This window comes from Herbaspirillum sp. 1173 (genome assembly GCF_031455335.1).
Classification (GTDB): domain Bacteria; phylum Pseudomonadota; class Gammaproteobacteria; order Burkholderiales; family Burkholderiaceae_D; genus Herbaspirillum; species Herbaspirillum huttiense.
Window position 1 is genome coordinate 47,716 of record NZ_JAVDSP010000006.1, and the last position, 16,339, is coordinate 64,054.

Annotated in this window: 14 protein-coding genes; 8 read left to right on the forward strand and 6 right to left on the reverse strand. The window is 60.5% G+C overall.

What is annotated here, in order from left to right; genetic code table 11:
• Positions 1 to 3 precede the first annotated feature (3 nt).
• The 6 genes from J2X56_RS18720 (at position 4) to J2X56_RS18745 (ending at position 7,270) form a co-directional block, all read left to right on the forward strand.
• On the forward strand, positions 4 to 768 hold the full coding sequence (locus tag J2X56_RS18720; RefSeq protein WP_204726221.1) for an enoyl-CoA hydratase: 765 nt from the start codon (positions 4 to 6) through the stop codon (positions 766 to 768).
• A gap of 298 nt (positions 769 to 1,066) precedes the next feature.
• Positions 1,067 to 2,944 carry a type VI secretion system Vgr family protein gene (locus J2X56_RS18725; RefSeq protein WP_310161645.1) on the forward strand — a complete coding sequence of 626 codons (1,878 nt, stop codon included), beginning with the start codon at positions 1,067 to 1,069 and terminating at the stop codon, positions 2,942 to 2,944.
• A 9-nt stretch (positions 2,945 to 2,953) separates the two neighbouring features.
• Positions 2,954 to 3,529, forward strand: coding sequence for a DUF2345 domain-containing protein (locus J2X56_RS18730; protein WP_310161649.1), 576 nt, complete (start codon positions 2,954 to 2,956; stop codon positions 3,527 to 3,529).
• 18 nt (positions 3,530 to 3,547) lie between these two features.
• Positions 3,548 to 5,755: a hypothetical protein gene (locus J2X56_RS18735; RefSeq protein ID WP_310161652.1), complete on the forward strand. Its 2,208-nt coding sequence runs from the start codon at positions 3,548 to 3,550 to the stop codon at positions 5,753 to 5,755.
• The gene (locus J2X56_RS18740; protein WP_134135750.1) at positions 5,752 to 6,450 is read left to right on the forward strand and encodes a hypothetical protein; all 699 of its coding nucleotides are present in this window, start codon (positions 5,752 to 5,754) and stop codon (positions 6,448 to 6,450) included. Before J2X56_RS18735 ends, J2X56_RS18740 begins: the two co-directional genes overlap by 4 nt.
• Positions 6,451 to 6,568: 118 nt before the next feature.
• Positions 6,569 to 7,270: a hypothetical protein gene (locus J2X56_RS18745; protein WP_310161658.1), complete on the forward strand. Its 702-nt coding sequence runs from the start codon at positions 6,569 to 6,571 to the stop codon at positions 7,268 to 7,270.
• Between the two features lie 35 nt (positions 7,271 to 7,305).
• Here the strand turns inward: J2X56_RS18745 and J2X56_RS18750 are convergent, their stop codons facing one another.
• From J2X56_RS18750 to J2X56_RS18765, 4 genes are read right to left on the reverse strand one after another with little or no spacing between them, the layout of a single operon-like run.
• Complete coding sequence (locus J2X56_RS18750; protein WP_134135747.1) at positions 7,306 to 7,809, reverse strand: Lrp/AsnC family transcriptional regulator; 504 nt, start codon at positions 7,807 to 7,809, stop codon at positions 7,306 to 7,308.
• Between the two features lie 35 nt (positions 7,810 to 7,844).
• Positions 7,845 to 9,200: an aspartate aminotransferase family protein gene (locus J2X56_RS18755; protein WP_134135746.1), complete on the reverse strand. Its 1,356-nt coding sequence runs from the start codon at positions 9,198 to 9,200 to the stop codon at positions 7,845 to 7,847.
• Positions 9,201 to 9,214: 14 nt separating this feature from the next.
• Positions 9,215 to 10,261, reverse strand: a complete 1,047-nt coding sequence (locus J2X56_RS18760; RefSeq protein WP_310161660.1) for a phosphotransferase — start codon at positions 10,259 to 10,261, stop codon at positions 9,215 to 9,217.
• 36 nt (positions 10,262 to 10,297) lie between these two features.
• Entirely contained in the window at positions 10,298 to 10,963 is a 666-nt protein-coding gene (locus J2X56_RS18765; RefSeq protein ID WP_310161662.1) for a haloacid dehalogenase type II, read from the reverse strand.
• A gap of 314 nt (positions 10,964 to 11,277) precedes the next feature.
• Between J2X56_RS18765 and J2X56_RS18770 the strand changes: the two genes are divergently transcribed.
• The gene (locus J2X56_RS18770; RefSeq protein WP_310161663.1) at positions 11,278 to 12,552 is read left to right on the forward strand and encodes an FAD-binding oxidoreductase; all 1,275 of its coding nucleotides are present in this window, start codon (positions 11,278 to 11,280) and stop codon (positions 12,550 to 12,552) included.
• On the opposite strand, the gene J2X56_RS18775 is transcribed toward J2X56_RS18770, so the two are convergent.
• Positions 12,533 to 13,699, reverse strand: coding sequence for a GGDEF domain-containing protein (locus tag J2X56_RS18775; protein WP_134135741.1), 1,167 nt, complete (start codon positions 13,697 to 13,699; stop codon positions 12,533 to 12,535). The genes J2X56_RS18770 and J2X56_RS18775 overlap by 20 nt on opposite strands.
• 106 nt (positions 13,700 to 13,805) lie before the next feature.
• Positions 13,806 to 13,997: a hypothetical protein gene (locus J2X56_RS18780; RefSeq protein WP_121042417.1), complete on the reverse strand. Its 192-nt coding sequence runs from the start codon at positions 13,995 to 13,997 to the stop codon at positions 13,806 to 13,808.
• 220 nt (positions 13,998 to 14,217) lie between these two features.
• Between J2X56_RS18780 and J2X56_RS18785 the strand changes: the two genes are divergently transcribed.
• Entirely contained in the window at positions 14,218 to 16,230 is a 2,013-nt protein-coding gene (locus tag J2X56_RS18785) for an EAL domain-containing protein (RefSeq protein ID WP_121043064.1), read from the forward strand.
• Positions 16,231 to 16,339 lie beyond the last annotated feature (109 nt).

Sequence of the window (16,339 nt, forward strand, 5' to 3'; positions counted from 1 at the left end):
CAGATGGATATCCAGCTCACCAAGGCCGATGGCATCCTGACCATCCACTTCGATCGCGAAGACAAGAAAAACGCCATCACCGCGGCCATGTACCAGCAGCTGGCCGATGCCCTGAAGGAGGCCGAGACTGACAATGCGGTCCGCGCCATCCTCTTCACCGGCAAGCCCAAATCCTTCTCGGCGGGTAATGACCTGGAAGACTTCCTGAAGAATCCGCCCAAGACCCAGGATGCGCCGGTATTCCAGTTCCTGTGGCAGATCAGCCATGCCAGCAAGCCCATTGTGGCGGCCGTCTCGGGCGTGGCCGTGGGCATCGGTACCACGCTGCTGCTGCATTGCGACCTGGTGTATGCGGCCGACAATGCCAAGTTCTCGATGCCCTTCACGCAACTGGGTTTGTGCCCGGAGGCGGCGTCTTCACTGCTGTTGCCGCACATCGCCGGTTACCAGCGTGCGGCCGAGAAGCTGTTGCTGGGCGAAGCCTTCGGCGCAGACGAAGCCTGCCAGATGGGTGTGGTCAATCGCGTGCTGCCGCTGGAGGAGTTGCTGCCCTATGCGCTGCAGCAGGCAGCCAAGCTGGCGGCGCTGCCGGCGGCCTCGATCCGGGTGACCAAGCAGTTGATGAAGAAGAATCGCGTCACCGCGACCGAACAGCAGATGGTGGCCGAGATCGAGCATTTCTCGCGCATGCTGACCGCGCCTGAGGCCAAGGAAGCGTTCACGGCTTTTTTCGAGAAGCGCAAGCCGGATTTCACGCAGTTTTCCTGATGTCATGGTGCATCTCCTGCGGTTGGTGCTGCCGGAGATGCCATCTGACCTGCGGTGGTCCTGAACGGTCAACCGCAGTGCAATGTGGTACTGAAATTCTGCTAGCAGTCAGTGCAGCAAAAGAAATGAGAATTTCATCAAAATTTACTTAACAAGTAGGTCGGCTTGTCCCGTTTTTCATCCTCCCATTAAGGCGAAAATTCTAGGATTTCTTCGCTATCGCAGCGGATCCTGACTGGCTAACATCGTCCTCCTTTTCATCGCGTTTCAACGCAGGTGAGGCTTTCAAGGAGGAGGCATGCACGAGACATTTCAAGCATTGAACCGGCTGATGCAGAGCCAGGAGCAGCGGCGCTTCTTGCGCCTGCACTTTCCGCATCAAGATGCCCCTGCCGCTCGCTTCGCAGTGCATCAGATTGAGGCGGAGGAAGGTCTCTCCCGTGATTTTTCCTTCAAGGTCGAATTGTTGTCGGATGAGCCCAGCCTGTCCCTCAAGGAGATGCAGGGAAAGCTGCTCAATGTGGCCATGGTCCGATCCGATGGCAGCCTGCGCTATTTCTCCGGTTATGTCTTCGGCTTTCGTCGCCTCCATTCGGACGGCGCGCTGACGCTCTATGAAGCCTGGCTAGGTCCCTGGCTGAAATTCCTTGCTTTGCGCAAGGATAACTATCTTTTCCACGGCAAGACTCTGCGGGAGCAGAGTGAAAGCATCTTCTCGGACTATTCCTTTTATCCCCGGTGGGAATGGCAGGTCAGCGGCGAAGATCCGCCCATGACCGATGCCTGCCAGTTCAACGAAACCGACTTCAATTACTTGTGCCGCCGCTGGGAAGCCGCAGGCTGGCATTACTTCTATCGGCATGATGAACAGGGACATACGCTCGTCGTCGCCAGCGATTCCAGCTGCTGCCTGCCCATTGATTGTGGTCCTGAGGTGCGCTTTCACGATCAGGGCGGGGCGAGTGAGGAGGATGGCATCCGCCGCTGGGCATGCACGCGCGAGATGATGCCGGCCAGCGTGGCCTTGAGTTCGTTCAACTTCAAGGATCCGCGTCCGGTCTGGCGCGATGCGCCCACGCTGAACCAGCAGGGATGCGTGCCGCATGTGGAGTCGTATGAATATGCCGGTGCCTATGGATTCCGCAATGCCGATGCCGGATACGAGATGGCCAAGCTGCGCATGGAAGAAGTGGAGGCCATTGCCAAGTCTTATCAAGGCGAAGGCAATTGCCGCTACATCGAGCCGGGTCGTTACTTTCGCCTGGTTGATCACTTCAACCACGGACCGCGCGGCCGGAGTGATGCCACTGGCAAGGATGACTTCCTGATCCTCTCCGTGAAGCACAAGGCAGTCAACAATGTGTTGCAGCGAGCACCATCAGAGCGCTCCCGCTATGAGCAATGGCTCACGTGCACGCGTCGCTCCATCCCTTGGCGACCAGGACGCCAGTTCAACAGCGAAGACACGCGGATACTGGCACCGCAGACGGCCACCGTCGTAGGTCCTTCCGGCCCGGACAGCATTCATACGGACGAGTATGGCCGGGTGCGCGTCCAGTTTCACTGGGACCGGATCGGTGGCAACGATGACCGCAGTTCGGCCTGGATCCGGGTTGCCGGGCCATGGGCTGGTGCTGAGCTTGGGAGCGCGGCCATTCCCCGGGTGGGCTCGGAAGTCGTCGTGCACTGGCTATCCGGTGACCCTGACCGGCCGATCATTCTTGCTGCCGTGGCCAATCGCTGGAACATGCCGCCCTGGACCTTGCCTGAGCAGCGGGCACTTTCCGGCTTGCGTAGCCGCGAGCTGGCGCCGGGCACGGGAAATGCACCGGGCGGACGCGGCAATCATCTGATTCTCGACGATACGACTGAACAGCTGCAGGTTCAGTTGAAGTCCGATCATCAATGCAGTCAGCTCTCGCTGGGTCACATCGTGCGCATAGAGCGGACGCAGGGCCGGGAAGAGGCCCGTGGAGAGGGCTGGGAGCTGGCCACCAATGCGTGGGGTGTGGCGCGTGCTGGCCGCGGCATGCTCATTACCACCGAGGCACGCCGCAATGCCGGAGGCCCGGCCAAGGATTTGGGCGAAACGGCACAACGTCTGGCGCTGGCACAGCAAGCCTTGGAGCATCACGCCGACTTTGCAGAACAATGCGGTGCGCTGGTGCCGGGGTAGTTGTCGGACATGGCTGCTGCGCTGAATAAGCAGAACAATGCCATCTCCGGAAAGGGTTGCGTTGCCGGGAGCGCAGCTTTTCCCGAGTTCGCCACGCCGCAACTGGTGCTGGCGAGCCCTGTCGGCATCGCCGGCAGCACGGACGGATCCACCCATCTTTCCAGCACGGAACATACCGTCGTCAGTACCGGCGGCACTGTGGCCGTTACAGCCGGAAACAGCTTCTTTGCCAGTGTACGCAATAGCTTGCGCTTATTGGTGCACCGGGCCGGGATGAAACTCATCGCGGCGGCGGGCAATATCGACATGCACGCACTGAGCGACAGCATCCACCTGCTGGCCAAACTCAAGATCACGCAGACAGCCGGGCAAATCACGATCACGGCGAAGGAAGAAATTCTCATCAATGGTGGTGGAAGTTACGCCCGCTTCAGTGGCGATGGCGTCGAGTTCGGAACCAGTGGCGACTTTATCGTGCATGCCGCCAATCATGAATTCACTTCACCCAAATCAATGAATGCGCAACTGGTGATTCCTGCTCAGGGCGGATTTGACAACGCTGGTGCGTTTCTCTTTTCGGCCTGATCGACGCGAGACTCTCTCATGATCATTACCTATCCCATTCATCTGCCCTACGTAGCCGGAGCGGAACAGCGTGTCGTCCCCGATGCGCTCTATCACCAGAGTGAAATTCTGAGCGGCTCTTATCCCATGGGGAAGAATCGATTCTGGCATGGCGGAGTGCACCTTCATCCGGCGGATCGCAACACGCCCATCCGCGCGATTGCTGCTGGCGAGCTGGTGGCCTATCGCTATGACGATACCGATACCGGAGATGAACTCTTTGAGAAGGCCAGCTATTCGCGCAGCTTCATTTTGCTCAGGCATGAGACGGAACTTGGCCAGACCTCACTGGGTACCAGCAAGCTGGTGTTCTATTCGCTCTACATGCATCTGCGAGCGTGGAGCAAGGTCAAGGAAAAATCGGGAGAGCAGGCCATCAATTTCCTGAAGAAGAGGATTCCCGAAAGGCCACGCATGAAGAACAAGTCTCCGCTGATCGACAAGCAAGGTCGGCCAATCATGGAGCCAGCCCATGATGAGACGGTCCTGCCTGCGGCAGATTGCCAGATACAACTGGGGACTGAGTTTTCGCGTGTGCAGCGCGGCGATGTACTGGGCTATTGCGGCAGCATTCCCGACAACCTGGCCACACCGTCTCAGGGTATTCATTTCGAAATCTTCTTTGAGGATCCTCGTTTTCTTCAAAACCCGATGCAGGCGATCTGGGGCAAATGCTGGCTGACAGCCAGCCTCAGGGTATTGGACGAACTGCTCGTGAAGCATGAGCTGGAAGTGGATCCCGAAAAGCCATTGATCGTGGTGGAGGATAAAGACAAGGACAAAGACAAAGGCGGGTGTCTCAATATTCAGACCGAGGACAAGAAGAACTGGTGGATCGAGAAGGACCAGTTCGTGGAGACAGAAGTACCTGCCGATCTCAAGAAAAAGACAGCCGCGAGGAAGGCCTACATGCCGACAGGGAAGCGGCTCATCGGCTATGCCAAGAATCCTGTCACGAATGCCCGCACATTGGAAGCTGGCAGTTTGATCGTTCCGTGGAGCGGGCCGTGGTTGAATGCCGGCGAATTCCAGGAGCGCCAATATGAAGGCAAACTCTGGATCCAGATTTTCAAACCGGATCAAAACAAGATCTTCTGGGCGGAGAAAAGTGCGGTTAAGTATCTCAGCGATGCTGACTGGAAGGATTTCAGGAAGGTTGAGGAGCATGGTCAATTCAGTGCTGACGGCTTCATGGACGACGAGGGCCTGCAGCGCCTGATCCAGGAGAGTCAGAAAGGGCGCACCGACACGAAGACTGTGCAGTCAGACAAGGATGAAATGGTCCGCCATGTGGTCACCCGACACCCCACCGAGTGGAGCAATCAGGGCATCGCTCAGCGCTATGAGCGTGTGACGAAGGAGGACTTCGGTGCGCAGAAATTGACGCAAGAGCAGTTTCAGAAGTTGATCCGACACATCGAACGCCAGACCTTCTGGGAGAAGGTGCCGGGATTGCCGGATGCGCGCGGAGTGTGGCATGTGCATCCGATCAAGTTCATTGAGAATTTGGCGAAATGCATGTGGTTGTCGAAGGAGGAGCTGGCATTGGTTTATCCGTCCATGGGCTCTCTCGCTGCTGCCACGATCAGTCATGGCACATCAGAAGAACTCCGGGAGAAGTATCGCGCTGAGATCAACAAGTGCTGTTTCAAGTATGGGCTCAACAGTCGGTTGCGGATGGCGCATTTCTTGGCGCAGGGAGCCGTTGAGTCGGTGAGTCTTACCTATATGCTAGAAGTGACGGACGGCCATGGTTATGAACATAGCGAACAACTCGGCAATGTTTCTCCTGGAGATGGGCCGCGATTCAAAGGGAGGGGATTCAAACAATTGACTGGACGCTACAACTATGGCGAGTACTGGGCGTTTCGCGGATGGTTATCCAAGGGATTGGATTTTGATTTTGGCTGGAACATAAAATCTGGCGGCAAAGGTGACAAAGAGAAACGTCCGCCGCTCATCAAGGATCCAGACCGCATTCTTGAAACGAATTTCAACTGTATTGATACAGCAGCGTGGTACGCCGTGCTGTTCAGGCACAAGACGATCGAAGCCATGGATATGGATGATGTCCGCGGCGTGACCCTTGCGATAAACGGCGGGAATGCAACCTTGGCGTGGGAACAAAAAGCCAATCTTCCCGACAGGAAAAACTTTACACAAAGGATCAAGAGAGTTTTGCAATGAGCCCTTTCTTCCGCCACTTGGTTCTCTTCGGCACCTTAATATTTCATGAAACTGGCCTCAGCAAAGAAAGGGAGGAAATTGACTATTCGCTATCAATATACCGTCAAACTGGTTTTGAAGAGCCTTTTCGCAGTCTATATATTGAAAAGTTGGTCCTGAAAAAGTCTGCCGCGATCGGAAAGGCTCAAGTACTTAGGATCAATAGAGCTCTCGAAGAGAGATATGCGTCGGTATATGCCGAGGCGCGCAGCTGTCATGAGCCGGAATTCAGGCATCCATGGGGCTATCGCTTCCTCCATCAGAAGATCTATTCAGCCCATGGAGTGCTGGGCATCGTATTCGATTTCCAAGCGGTCTGCGGTGGCGTCCCTTATTTTGGGAAAAGTGTAAAAAACTTCGCTATCAGAACAGGTAAGGCAATTTCAAGCCATCAGATCGTTAAAAAATATGCGCCTTCGCTGTTTGAGGCTGGTGCAGTCGCAAAGGGCAGTCTTCTTGTCCTTGGCGAAGATGCTGCCGAGATTCTGATTGAGCAGAATGGACACTTGTTGACAGCTGACTTGAAAGAATTCTGTAGTTTCCACTTCAAGACTACGGCTTTCCACATCTTGATAAGGGACGAGGGATTGTTTCTCATGCCGTTATTCCAGCGGCCTTATTCGGCATGTCAAAAGGAATATCCAATCAGAAGATGAATGCCTGCGGTCTGTCTACCAGTCAAACTGGACCCGCGGAAGGTTGCTCTCTCTATTTATTATTCCCTGACCTATTGTCATCAAGCAGATGGCATTTGATCGGATCAAAGGCGATACCATGAAAAAATTGCTCCTGCGAACAGCCGCACTGGGAGCGGCCATTCTTAGTCCCTGCACTCAAGCACGAGAACTCGAACTCGACGATCAAAAATTCGATATTTCCGTCTACAGGAAAACCGGTCCACGTGACGCAATGAATCGCATCTATACCGAGAAGATAAGAGTGAAGCCAGGAGGACGGATATCGAAGGACGCAGCCAGCCAGATCCATGCCACCATGGAAAAGTTTTATCAGTCACTGTTCGTACAGGGAAAAACCTGTCGTCCCGATCCACAAGGTGGTGCATGGGCTTATGAAGCAGAGTTTGATGAAGCCCTGATGGCGTTCCGGACCATGAGCATCGTCTTCAACGTCACCAGTGCATGCGCTGGAAACCATGTCTTCGACAAAGTGGGCTGGACCTTCGATATCAGCACGGGAAAACAGCTTCCACCCATAGCGCTGATCAATCGCTACGTCCCCTCCCTGCGCAAGGCAGGTGTCCGCACGAATGGAAATTTCCTGCAGTTGAACAAGGATGCAGTCGCACTGGTCATGTCCAACCTGAAGCCGGAGATAAAGACGGCCTGCCTGGATTATTTTGAGCGATCCAACTATGGTGTATGGCTTGATGAGGAAGGCGACGTCGTCTTCTCTCCCGTCTTTGACTATCGCTACGTGAACTGCGCAGGCCGCTACTACATGGCGGCTGAGAAATGAAAAGCTGCGAGAACGCAGAGATCACTACACCCTCGCTATTTCCAGCTGCTCTTCCCCGAAGCAATCACCTCCACCGGCTCCACCCGCTGCTCATAGGGATGGCGCAACACAATGCGGCTGGCGAATTTCTCGATGCCGATCTCGTCCTCCAGCAGGCGTTCCATCAACTCCTGGAACAGCGCCACGGTGGGCGAGACGATCTTGAGCAAATAGTCATACCCCCCGCTGACGTTGTAGCACTCCACGATTTCCGCATACCTGGCCGCGCCCTGTTCGAACTTGCGAAAGTCGGCGGGACGGTGACTGCCCAGCGTGATTTCGGAGAACACCATGACATGGCCGCCCAATTTGTCCAGCGCGACCCGGGCTGCATAGCCGGCGATGACGCCGTTTTCTTCCATGCGCTTGGTCCGGGTCAGGCAGGGACTGGGGCTGAGATTGACGGCCTCGGCCAGCTCCACGTTCGAGCACCGGCCCTCGCGCTGCAAGTGCTCGAGGATCTTGATGTCGGTGCGGTCGAGAGGGTCGGTAGGTCGCATGGTCCGATCATAGCACCGCATCGCCGGCCTCAGGATCAACGCCGCCCCGCCGCCGATCGCGCTTCCGTCAGCGACTCGTCCAGTGCATCGATCACCATGCCCGCCTGTTCCGCCGTCAGCACCAGCGGCGGCCGGATCTTGAGCACGTTGTGGCCCATCGCGCAGGCGCTGAGCAGCACGCCCTTCTGACGCATGCGGTTGACCACCTCGCTGGTGAGCGCGCGGTCAGGCGTGCGCTGCGTCCGGTCCGAGACCAGTTCGACACCCACGAACATGCCCGCACCGCGCACGTCGCCGATCGCTTCGTGTCGTTCGGCCAGCGCACGGATGCCGTCAAGCAGCACGCCACCGACCTCCCGTGCATGGGGAATCAGGCCTTCATGTTCAATCGTCTTCAGCACCGCCAGCGCAGCGGCACACGAGACCGTATTGCCGGCAAAGGTATTGAAGTAGCGCGAGCGCTGCCCGAACTCCTGCAACACATCGGCCGTCGCCAGAATGCCTGCGACCGGCTGGCCATTGCCCATCGGCTTGCCCATGGTCACGATGTCCGGCGCAATCCCGTGGCGCTGGAAGCCCCACATGTGCTCGCCGGTGCGGCCGAAGCCCGGTTGCACTTCATCGGCGATGAACAGGCCGCCGGCCTCCTTGATGGCCTGCACCGCGCCTTTGAGGAAGCCCGCTGGTCCCGGCAGGATGCCGTCACTGGTGAAGAGTGAATCCACGATCAGGGCGGCAGGCTGGATGCCGTGCCGTTGCAGGTCGGCGATGGCGGCTTGCACGTCGCGGGTGAATTTTTCTCCCAAATCCTGCCCCGGCGCATGATAGGCACGCGGGGCCGGCACCAGGCGCACATGCGGTCCCAGGTTGACGCTGCTGCCCAGCGACGGCGAGAACTGCGAGACCGCATCGGTGATGCCGTGATACGCCGTGTCGGTGACGATCACGCCGGTGCCGCCGGTGCGGACCTTGGCGATGCGATAGGCCAGGTCATTGGCTTCGCTGCCGGTGCAGGTGAGCATCAGGTGCGCCAGCGATGTCTCCGGCACCGTCGCCAGCAGGCGTTCGGCCAGCTCCAGGATGGTGTCGTGCAGGTAGCGCGTGTTGGTGGCCAGCGTCTGCACCTGTTCGCAGATCGCTGCGGTGACGGCCGGATGGCAGTGTCCCAGCGAAGTGACGTTGTTGTACACATCCAGATAACGCCGCCCCTGCGGATCGATCAGCCAGACGCCCTCGCCACGCACGATGTGCAAGGGATGTTCATACATCAGCCGATACGCCGGCCCCAGCAGGGCATTGCGTCGTTCGATCAGGGCCCCGGTGACGGGCCCGACGTCGGCACGGCCGGGGATGTAGGCGTTGACCATGGTGAGGTCGGTAGGGGTGCTCATGCAATGCTCCTGTGTCAGATGTCGGAAAGCAGGCGGTCACGTGCGTCCTGGCGTGGCAGGTCGGCCAGCTGGCCGAGCGCCTCCCAGGCCGCCGGGTTGTGCCGCATGATGTAGGCGCGGTTGTGGGGATAGCGCACCGCGCGCCATTCGGAAATGAGCGCCGTGACCAGATGGCGCGTGACCATGAGGTCGGCGACGATCTCCTGTTCCAGCGCGGTCAGCGGCAGCTCGGCGTGATAGGCCGCGACGAACTGCGCCGGTCCGGCAAACGGATCCTCGCTGCCTGTCATGTGGAAGGCCGCCGCCGTGGCGACTTCACCCACCAGCGGCGCGTGCAGCATGTCGCCGAAATCGATGATGCCGGTGATGCGCTCCAGCTCCTGCGGTGCCACCAGCACGTTGTAGAGGTGATAGTCGTTGTGGATCACCTGCGCACGCACGTCGCCCAGGCGCGGCAGCACATCTCGTTCGAAGCGCGCCATGAAGTGCCGTGCCAGCTGCTGCTTGGCCGGATCCTGCAGGCTCTCCATCTTGTCGCGCAAGCGGTGCGCGGTGGAGACATTCCACAGCAGGTCATGATGTGCCCCGGTGTGGCTGAACCCTTGCAGGGCCAGATCGAGCCTGGCCAGGCCGCTGCCCATGGCGCGCCGCTGGCCGTCGCTGCGTTCGGTGTGCTTGATCTGTACGCCGTCGAGGTAAGTCAGCAGGCGCACCATGCTCACGCTGCCATCCGGCAGTGTCACCTGTTCGATGCTTTGCCCGCTCAAGGAGCGCAGTACGCGCGGAATCGGAAGGTCCGGTGCTGCCCGCGCGATGTGATCCAGCGCGGCGATCTGGAAATCCACCACCGCCGCCTGTTCGGAAGGATTGCTGATCTTCAGTACGTAGCGCGTGCCATCGGCGCTCTCGATGCAGGCGTTCTGGTCGCGCTCACCTCCCAGGGCGCTGGACTTGCCCGCGATGCCATAGCGGGCGGCGGCCAGTTGTTCCAGCGCTGCCGGCGCAAGATCAGGTGCCGCCGTATTCAATGCGGCGGGTTCTTGCAATGCGGTCTCAAGCATGATGCGTCCCGTCTCTCGTAGGCGCGACGGCAGCCATCAAAGGCCTACCAGCGTGGCCAGCTGGCGGAAGTCCGTCAGCCGGCTCACGCCATAGCCATCGCAGTAGGGCTCGTGATTGCGGTCGATGTAAGCCTTGCCCATGAAGCCGAGATCCTTGGCCGTCATCAGGTCATAGCGGAAGCTCGACGAGCAATGCACCATCTCTTCCGGGCCGCAGCCCAGCTGGTCGAACATGTATTCAAAGGCCTGCCCGCGCGGCTTGTAGGCTTGCGCTTCCTCGGCGGTGTAGACCGCATGGAAGGGCGCTTTGAGGTGCGCCACGCTGTGCGGGATCAGGTCGATCATCGAGTTCGAGAGGATCACCAGCGGGATGTGGGGCGCGATCTTCTCCAGCGTTTCCACCACATGCGGATGTGGCTGCCAGGTCGGCACGGCCGCATAGAGGGCCTGGCCATCGCTGTGCCGGCATTCCACGCCATGGGCGTGGCAGGTGCGGCGGATGGCGTTGTCCACCACCTCCAGGAACGGTTTCCAGGCGCCCAGCACTTCGTCGAGACGATAGAAACGGAAGCTGTCCAGGAAGGCCGGCATGCGCTTTTCGTCGACACGGTCGGCGAAGAGCCTGCGGGCGGTCGGGCCCATTTCAAAATTGATCAGGGTGCCATAGCAGTCAAAACTGATGTACTTCGGCTTGAAAGTCATTTGCTCAAACTCCTTCGTTGGGGATGGAAGAAGTATGGCCGCCGGCCTCCAACTAATAATTTTTATTGCGCCGGGATCGGAGCAGCTTCTACTTTTAAAAGTCGGCTTTCCGGCATTTTTCGTTACGCTGCGCTGCTCGTCCTGCTGGCAGCCAGCAAGGACGGGCGCTGCACGAGCATTAACCTGGGCTTAATGCTGCGTTCAATGAGCATTAATCACCGTACCGGGAGCGCGCACCATAATCAGTCCCTACCCTGTTGCGGCCTCGTCCCCTGCGTTCATGATCCGGCTGCCGACTGTCGATGGAGCTCCTGATGCAATTGAAGTCGTACTGGCTGGACACCTCATCCCCCTTCGTCAGCACCCACACCGCCTTGCCGGGCGATGGATGCGACGTACTGGTCGTCGGTGGCGGCATCACCGGTTCAGCGGCCGCCCTGGCGCTGGCGCGCAAGGGGGCCAGGGTGGTGGTGTGCGAAGCGGATATCGTCGGCGGTGCCGCCTCCGGCCGCAACGGCGGCATGTGCAACAACGGCTTCGCGCAGGACTACGCTGCCCTGTCACAACGCCTGGGAACGGAATGGGCCAACCGGCTCTATCGCGCCTTCGATGCCGGCGTCGATACGGTGGAACGGCTGGTGCGCGATGAATCCATCGACTGCAGTTTTGCACGCTACGGCAAGCTCAAGCTGGCAGCCAAGCCCGAGCACGTCGACAAGCTGGCGCGCAGCCAGGCCCTGCTGGCCGCCAACGTGGACACTGACACGCGCCTGATCACCCGCGCCGAGCTGCGTGACGAACTGGGCAGCGACCGTTACTACGGTGGACTGCTGATGGAAAAGAGTGCCGGCATGCATGTCGGCCGCTATGTGCGCGGCCTGGCCCACGCGGCCCAGCGGCGCGGTGCGATCTACCTCGAACACACTCCCGTGCTGGGCCTGAAGGCGCAAGGAGGCGGCTATCAGGTGCAGACGCCTGCCGGCAACCTGCGCGCCGGCCAGGTGCTGCTGAGCAGCGGCATTTCCCAGGTCGGTCCCTTTGGCTGGATACGCCGCCGCATCGTGCCGGTCGGCGCTTTCCTGATCGTCACCGAACCCTTGCCGGCGGAGCTGCTGGCACAGTTGCTGCCGACGCGGCGCATGTACACCGACACCAAGAATTTTGTAAATTATTTCCGCGCTACGCCGGACAATCGCCTGCTCTTCGGCGGACGCGCGCGTTTCGCGGTGTCCAATCCGAAGTCCGATGCCCGGAGCGGCGAGATCCTGCGCAGCCAGATGCTGGAGGTCTTCCCGCAACTGGCCAAGGTCCGCATCGACTATTGCTGGGGCGGCATGGTCGACATGACGGTGGACCGCCTGCCGCGTGCCGGACAGCGCGATGGCGTGTTCTATTCCATGGGTTACAGCGGCCACGGCACCCACATGGCCAGCCTCATGGGGACGCTGATGGCCGAGGTCATGGACGGCAGGACCGATCTCAATCCATGGAAAGATTTCGACTGGCCGGCCATTCCCGGTCATCTGGGCAAGCCCTGGTTCCTGCCCCTGGTCGGGGCCTGGTACCGGCTCAAGGATTGGCTGCAGTGAGGTGTGCCGGGCTCACGATGAGCCGGTCGCGTCCGGCGCGCTTGGCGTCATACAGGGCCGCATCGGCCAGCGCCATCAGGCTTTCCAGCGCCAGTGCCGGCTTGGTGTAGAGACTGACGCCCACGCTCAGGCTCACCGCCTCGGGAGTGACCACCCCCTTGCGCGCCACGTGGGAGAAGGCCATCCGCAACTGTTCGCCGAGATGGGCGACCTGTTCTTCACGCACATCCTGCAACAGGATCACGAACTCATCCCCGCCCAGCCGCGCGGCCAGCGCATCGGCGGGCAAGACTTCACGCAGCAGCGTGCTCAGGGCTTCCAGCAACTTGTCACCGGCGGCATGGCCGTGCAGGTCGTTGACCTGCTTGAAGTTGTCGATGTCGATCAGCAACAGCGCGCCCGGATGGGCCTCGCTGGCCCGTGCCAGCAGCGCCGGTGCGCGCGCCTGCAGGGCGCGCCGGTTCAGCAGTCCGGTCAGGGGATCACGTGCGGCCAGTTGCCCGATGCGTTCTTCGCGGCGATGGCGCTCGGTGCCGGTCATCGACAAGGCGATCAGCATCACTGCCATCGATCCCTCCACCAGCGACACCTGGATCAACACGCCGCCAAAGGCCGCCAGGTCCACGAACGCCCCCAGCGCCAGCGCCGAGACCGCCTTGGCCACATAGAACAGTCCATGGATCAGCAGTACGAAGCGCAGCTGCACCGCGCCCACGCTCAACGACGCACCATGCGGACGCAGCAGGGCGCTGGCCTGCAAGGTGAGGGCGGCGATCATCAGCGATTGCAGTCCCAGCATCACGCGCGACCACCAGGCGTGCACGGGCAGCAACAGCATCAGCAGCCACAGCAAGGCAATCAGCCACCAGGCGCGCGAGATTCGGGTGCGCGTGAACCAGGCCACGCCCGCCAGGAAGCAGGCATGCGCCGCGATCAGCAAGCCGTTGGCGAACCAGATGCCGACCAGCAGATAGCCGCGCGAGCGCAGCAGCGCAAGGAAGGAGCCGACCGTGATGATGGCGAAGCCGCTGCTCCACAGCAGCAGCGAGCGTTCCCTGACGCTGGTCCATTCGATGGCCAGGTAGAGCGAAGCGGCCGCCGCCAGCGCGATGGTGAGGATGAGAAGAGTGGAGGGATCGAGAGCCATGACAGAAGCAGCGCCAGTTTGCCGCGCAGTAAATACGGCTCCATTTTAGCCTTCCGGCACGATGCCTCCGGAAATCCCTCCGCAGGAGGTGTTGCTGCGGGAGAACTCAGTCTGCCGCCGCTGGCCCGGCAGGTGCCGTTGATGCTTCTTCAGCGTCTGCCGCCGTCGTGCTGCCGGCAGCTTGTTGCGGCGAGAGATGCGGCAGTTTTCTGTTGATCAGGGGCAAGTTCTGACGTTCGCTGCCATCGGGCATGACGGCCTGTTCGGCCGATAACCAGTTGCCGTTGTCTTGGGACATGAGGGTTCTCCAGGTCATGAAAGGGGTTCAGCAAGCCCGGAGCTTGTCTCTTCCGCGCCAACAACTCGTTGATACATCTCAATGGGGCTCATGTTTTGATGGGAATTCTTCTTATTCATTGGATAATACCCGCCATCGGTAGCGCTACCTTGGGCAGGTGGCCGCCGCTTCTGCCTCGCCGCTCGGCGGGCAGCGCAACTGGGCACCACGGGATGGGGATGTGAACGAACTCAAGACAGAAACCGGTGCCGGCGACCACGCGTCCCGGCTTGCATTGCGACAACTGATTCGCGCGGACCAGCTCACGGCGGCCCGCCATACCGTCATGCTGTCGATCCCGGTGGCCTTCGTGCTGAGCGGCATCTCCACTTTCGTGGCCTGGCATTCCGGCAAATTCTGGGTTGCACTGATCTGGCTGGCCTGCGCCACGCTGGTCAACCTGGTGCGGATCCCGCTGTGCCGCCTCTCACCGCAACGCGTGGCGCAACTGGTGCCGTGGATGGCCCCGCGCGGTCAGGTGCGCGACGCCAGCGACGTGGTGGAACTGAACCTGCGCCTGCACTGGATCCTCGCCCTGATCTCGGGCTTCGCCTGGGCCGGCATGCCCTGGCTGAGCGAAGGCTATACCACACCCGAGACCCTGTTCTATCTGACCTGCGTGTGCGGCATCACGGCCGGTGCGGTCACCCACGGTTTCGCCTTCGCTCGCATCCCGATCAGCTTCATCACGCCGCCGCTGCTGTCGGTGATCTTCTGCCTGTTTGCCTTCAATCGCACGCCGACCCGCCTGGCGCTGGCAGCGACGGCCGTGATCTACCTGGCCGGCCTGATTCGCGGTGCCCGCGTGGGCGAGCGCATGTTCGCGCGCGCCTGCGCCCTGAAGAACGAAGCCACTACCGCCAGCCAGGCCCTGGCCGTGGCCCACGAAGACCTGCGCCAGTTCGCCGCGCGCATGCAATACCAGGCCGAGCACGATCTGCTGACCGGCCTGCTGGACCGTGCCGGTTTCATGCAGGTGGCCGCGCAGGTCCTGGTGCAGCAGCGGGAACGCCAATGCCTGATGTTCCTTGACCTGGATGGCTTCAAGGTCATCAACGATGCCTACGGGCACGAAGCGGGCGATCAGGTACTCATCGAAGTGGCACGCCGCCTGCAGGCGGCCTTGCCCGAGGGCGCTACGCTGGCGCGCCTGGGCGGCGATGAATTCGTGATCCTCTATCCGCTCACCGCCCACGCGGAGCCGCCGGAGCACGTGGCGCAGCGCCTGATCGCAGCGATGCGCCAGCCCTTCGCGCGCCTGGCCCATCGTCACATCGGTCTGAGCCTGGGCATCTACCTGTCGCGTGGCGACGATATCAACGAGATGCTGGTCTGCTCGGATGCCGCCATGTACGAGGCCAAGCGCCGTGGCCGCAATCAGTACCAGGTCTTCAATGCGGCGCTGGATGCGCATCTGCAGATGAAGCGCGATGTCGAACGTGATCTGGCGCAGGCGCTGGCCGATGGCGAACTGCAGGTGTGGTTCCAGCCCATCGTCTGCGAGGACGGGCGCGCGCTTGATGGCTTCGAAGCGCTGGTGCGCTGGACGCATCGCCGCCATGGTCCGATTGCGCCGCCCGATCTGATCGAGATTGCAGCGCTGGCAGGACTGTCGGAAGAGCTGCTGCGTTTCATCATGGGCGAGGTGGCGCACATGATCCAGTTCATGCGGGACAACGGCCGCAGCGACCTGCGCGTGTCGATGAACATCTCGCCGCGCGAAATGGAGCGCATCATCATCGAGGATCTGGTGGTGGGCACCCTCAAGCGCCAGAACCTGCCGGCGCAGATGCTGGAGATCGAGATCACCGAAGAGACCGCGCTCGACCTGCAGGCCGCCACCCAGACGCTGACCGCGCTGGCGCTGCAGGGCGTGAGCATCGCCATCGACGATTTCGGCGTGGGCTATTCCTCGCTGGGCTTCCTGCGCCAGCTGCACGTCTCGCGCGTGAAGATCGACCGCAGCTTCGTCACCGGCCTGGCCGACCAGACCGAGAACCAGGCGCTGGTGTCGGCGGTGCTGCAACTGGCGGCCTCCTTCGGCTTCCAGGTGGTGGCCGAGGGTGTTGAGAGCGAGGAAGACCTGCAGGTCCTGCAATCCATGCATTGTCACGCCATGCAGGGGCATTATTTTGCCGAACCGATGCCCGCCGAACGCGCGCGCCAGCACGTGCTGGCACTGACTCCGGCCTGACCGTCCGCAGTCCCGCCCGCGACGGCGGATGCACCCGGACAAAGTTGAAGCAGATCAAGCTTTGTCTTCTCTGTCCGGTTTGCGGGCAATCCTGCAATTGAACTCACCT

Excerpts from the sequence above, each read along its gene's own strand:
- J2X56_RS18780 (WP_121042417.1), bottom strand. The coding sequence starts at position 13,997 with ATGTCCCAAGACAACGGCAACTGGTTATCGGCCGAACAGGCCGTCATG.
- J2X56_RS18750 (WP_134135747.1), bottom strand. The coding sequence starts at position 7,809 with ATGCGACCTACCGACCCTCTCGACCGCACCGACATCAAGATCCTCGAG.
- J2X56_RS18770 (WP_310161663.1), top strand. The coding sequence starts at position 11,278 with ATGCAATTGAAGTCGTACTGGCTGGACACCTCATCCCCCTTCGTCAGC.
- J2X56_RS18775 (WP_134135741.1), bottom strand. The coding sequence starts at position 13,699 with ATGGCTCTCGATCCCTCCACTCTTCTCATCCTCACCATCGCGCTGGCG.
- J2X56_RS18730 (WP_310161649.1), top strand. The coding sequence starts at position 2,954 with ATGGCTGCTGCGCTGAATAAGCAGAACAATGCCATCTCCGGAAAGGGT.
- J2X56_RS18765 (WP_310161662.1), bottom strand. The coding sequence starts at position 10,963 with ATGACTTTCAAGCCGAAGTACATCAGTTTTGACTGCTATGGCACCCTG.
- J2X56_RS18720 (WP_204726221.1), top strand. The coding sequence starts at position 4 with ATGGATATCCAGCTCACCAAGGCCGATGGCATCCTGACCATCCACTTC.
- J2X56_RS18740 (WP_134135750.1), top strand. The coding sequence starts at position 5,752 with ATGAGCCCTTTCTTCCGCCACTTGGTTCTCTTCGGCACCTTAATATTT.
- J2X56_RS18725 (WP_310161645.1), top strand. The coding sequence starts at position 1,067 with ATGCACGAGACATTTCAAGCATTGAACCGGCTGATGCAGAGCCAGGAG.
- J2X56_RS18735 (WP_310161652.1), top strand. The coding sequence starts at position 3,548 with ATGATCATTACCTATCCCATTCATCTGCCCTACGTAGCCGGAGCGGAA.
- J2X56_RS18745 (WP_310161658.1), top strand. The coding sequence starts at position 6,569 with ATGAAAAAATTGCTCCTGCGAACAGCCGCACTGGGAGCGGCCATTCTT.
- J2X56_RS18755 (WP_134135746.1), bottom strand. The coding sequence starts at position 9,200 with ATGAGCACCCCTACCGACCTCACCATGGTCAACGCCTACATCCCCGGC.
- J2X56_RS18760 (WP_310161660.1), bottom strand. The coding sequence starts at position 10,261 with ATGCTTGAGACCGCATTGCAAGAACCCGCCGCATTGAATACGGCGGCA.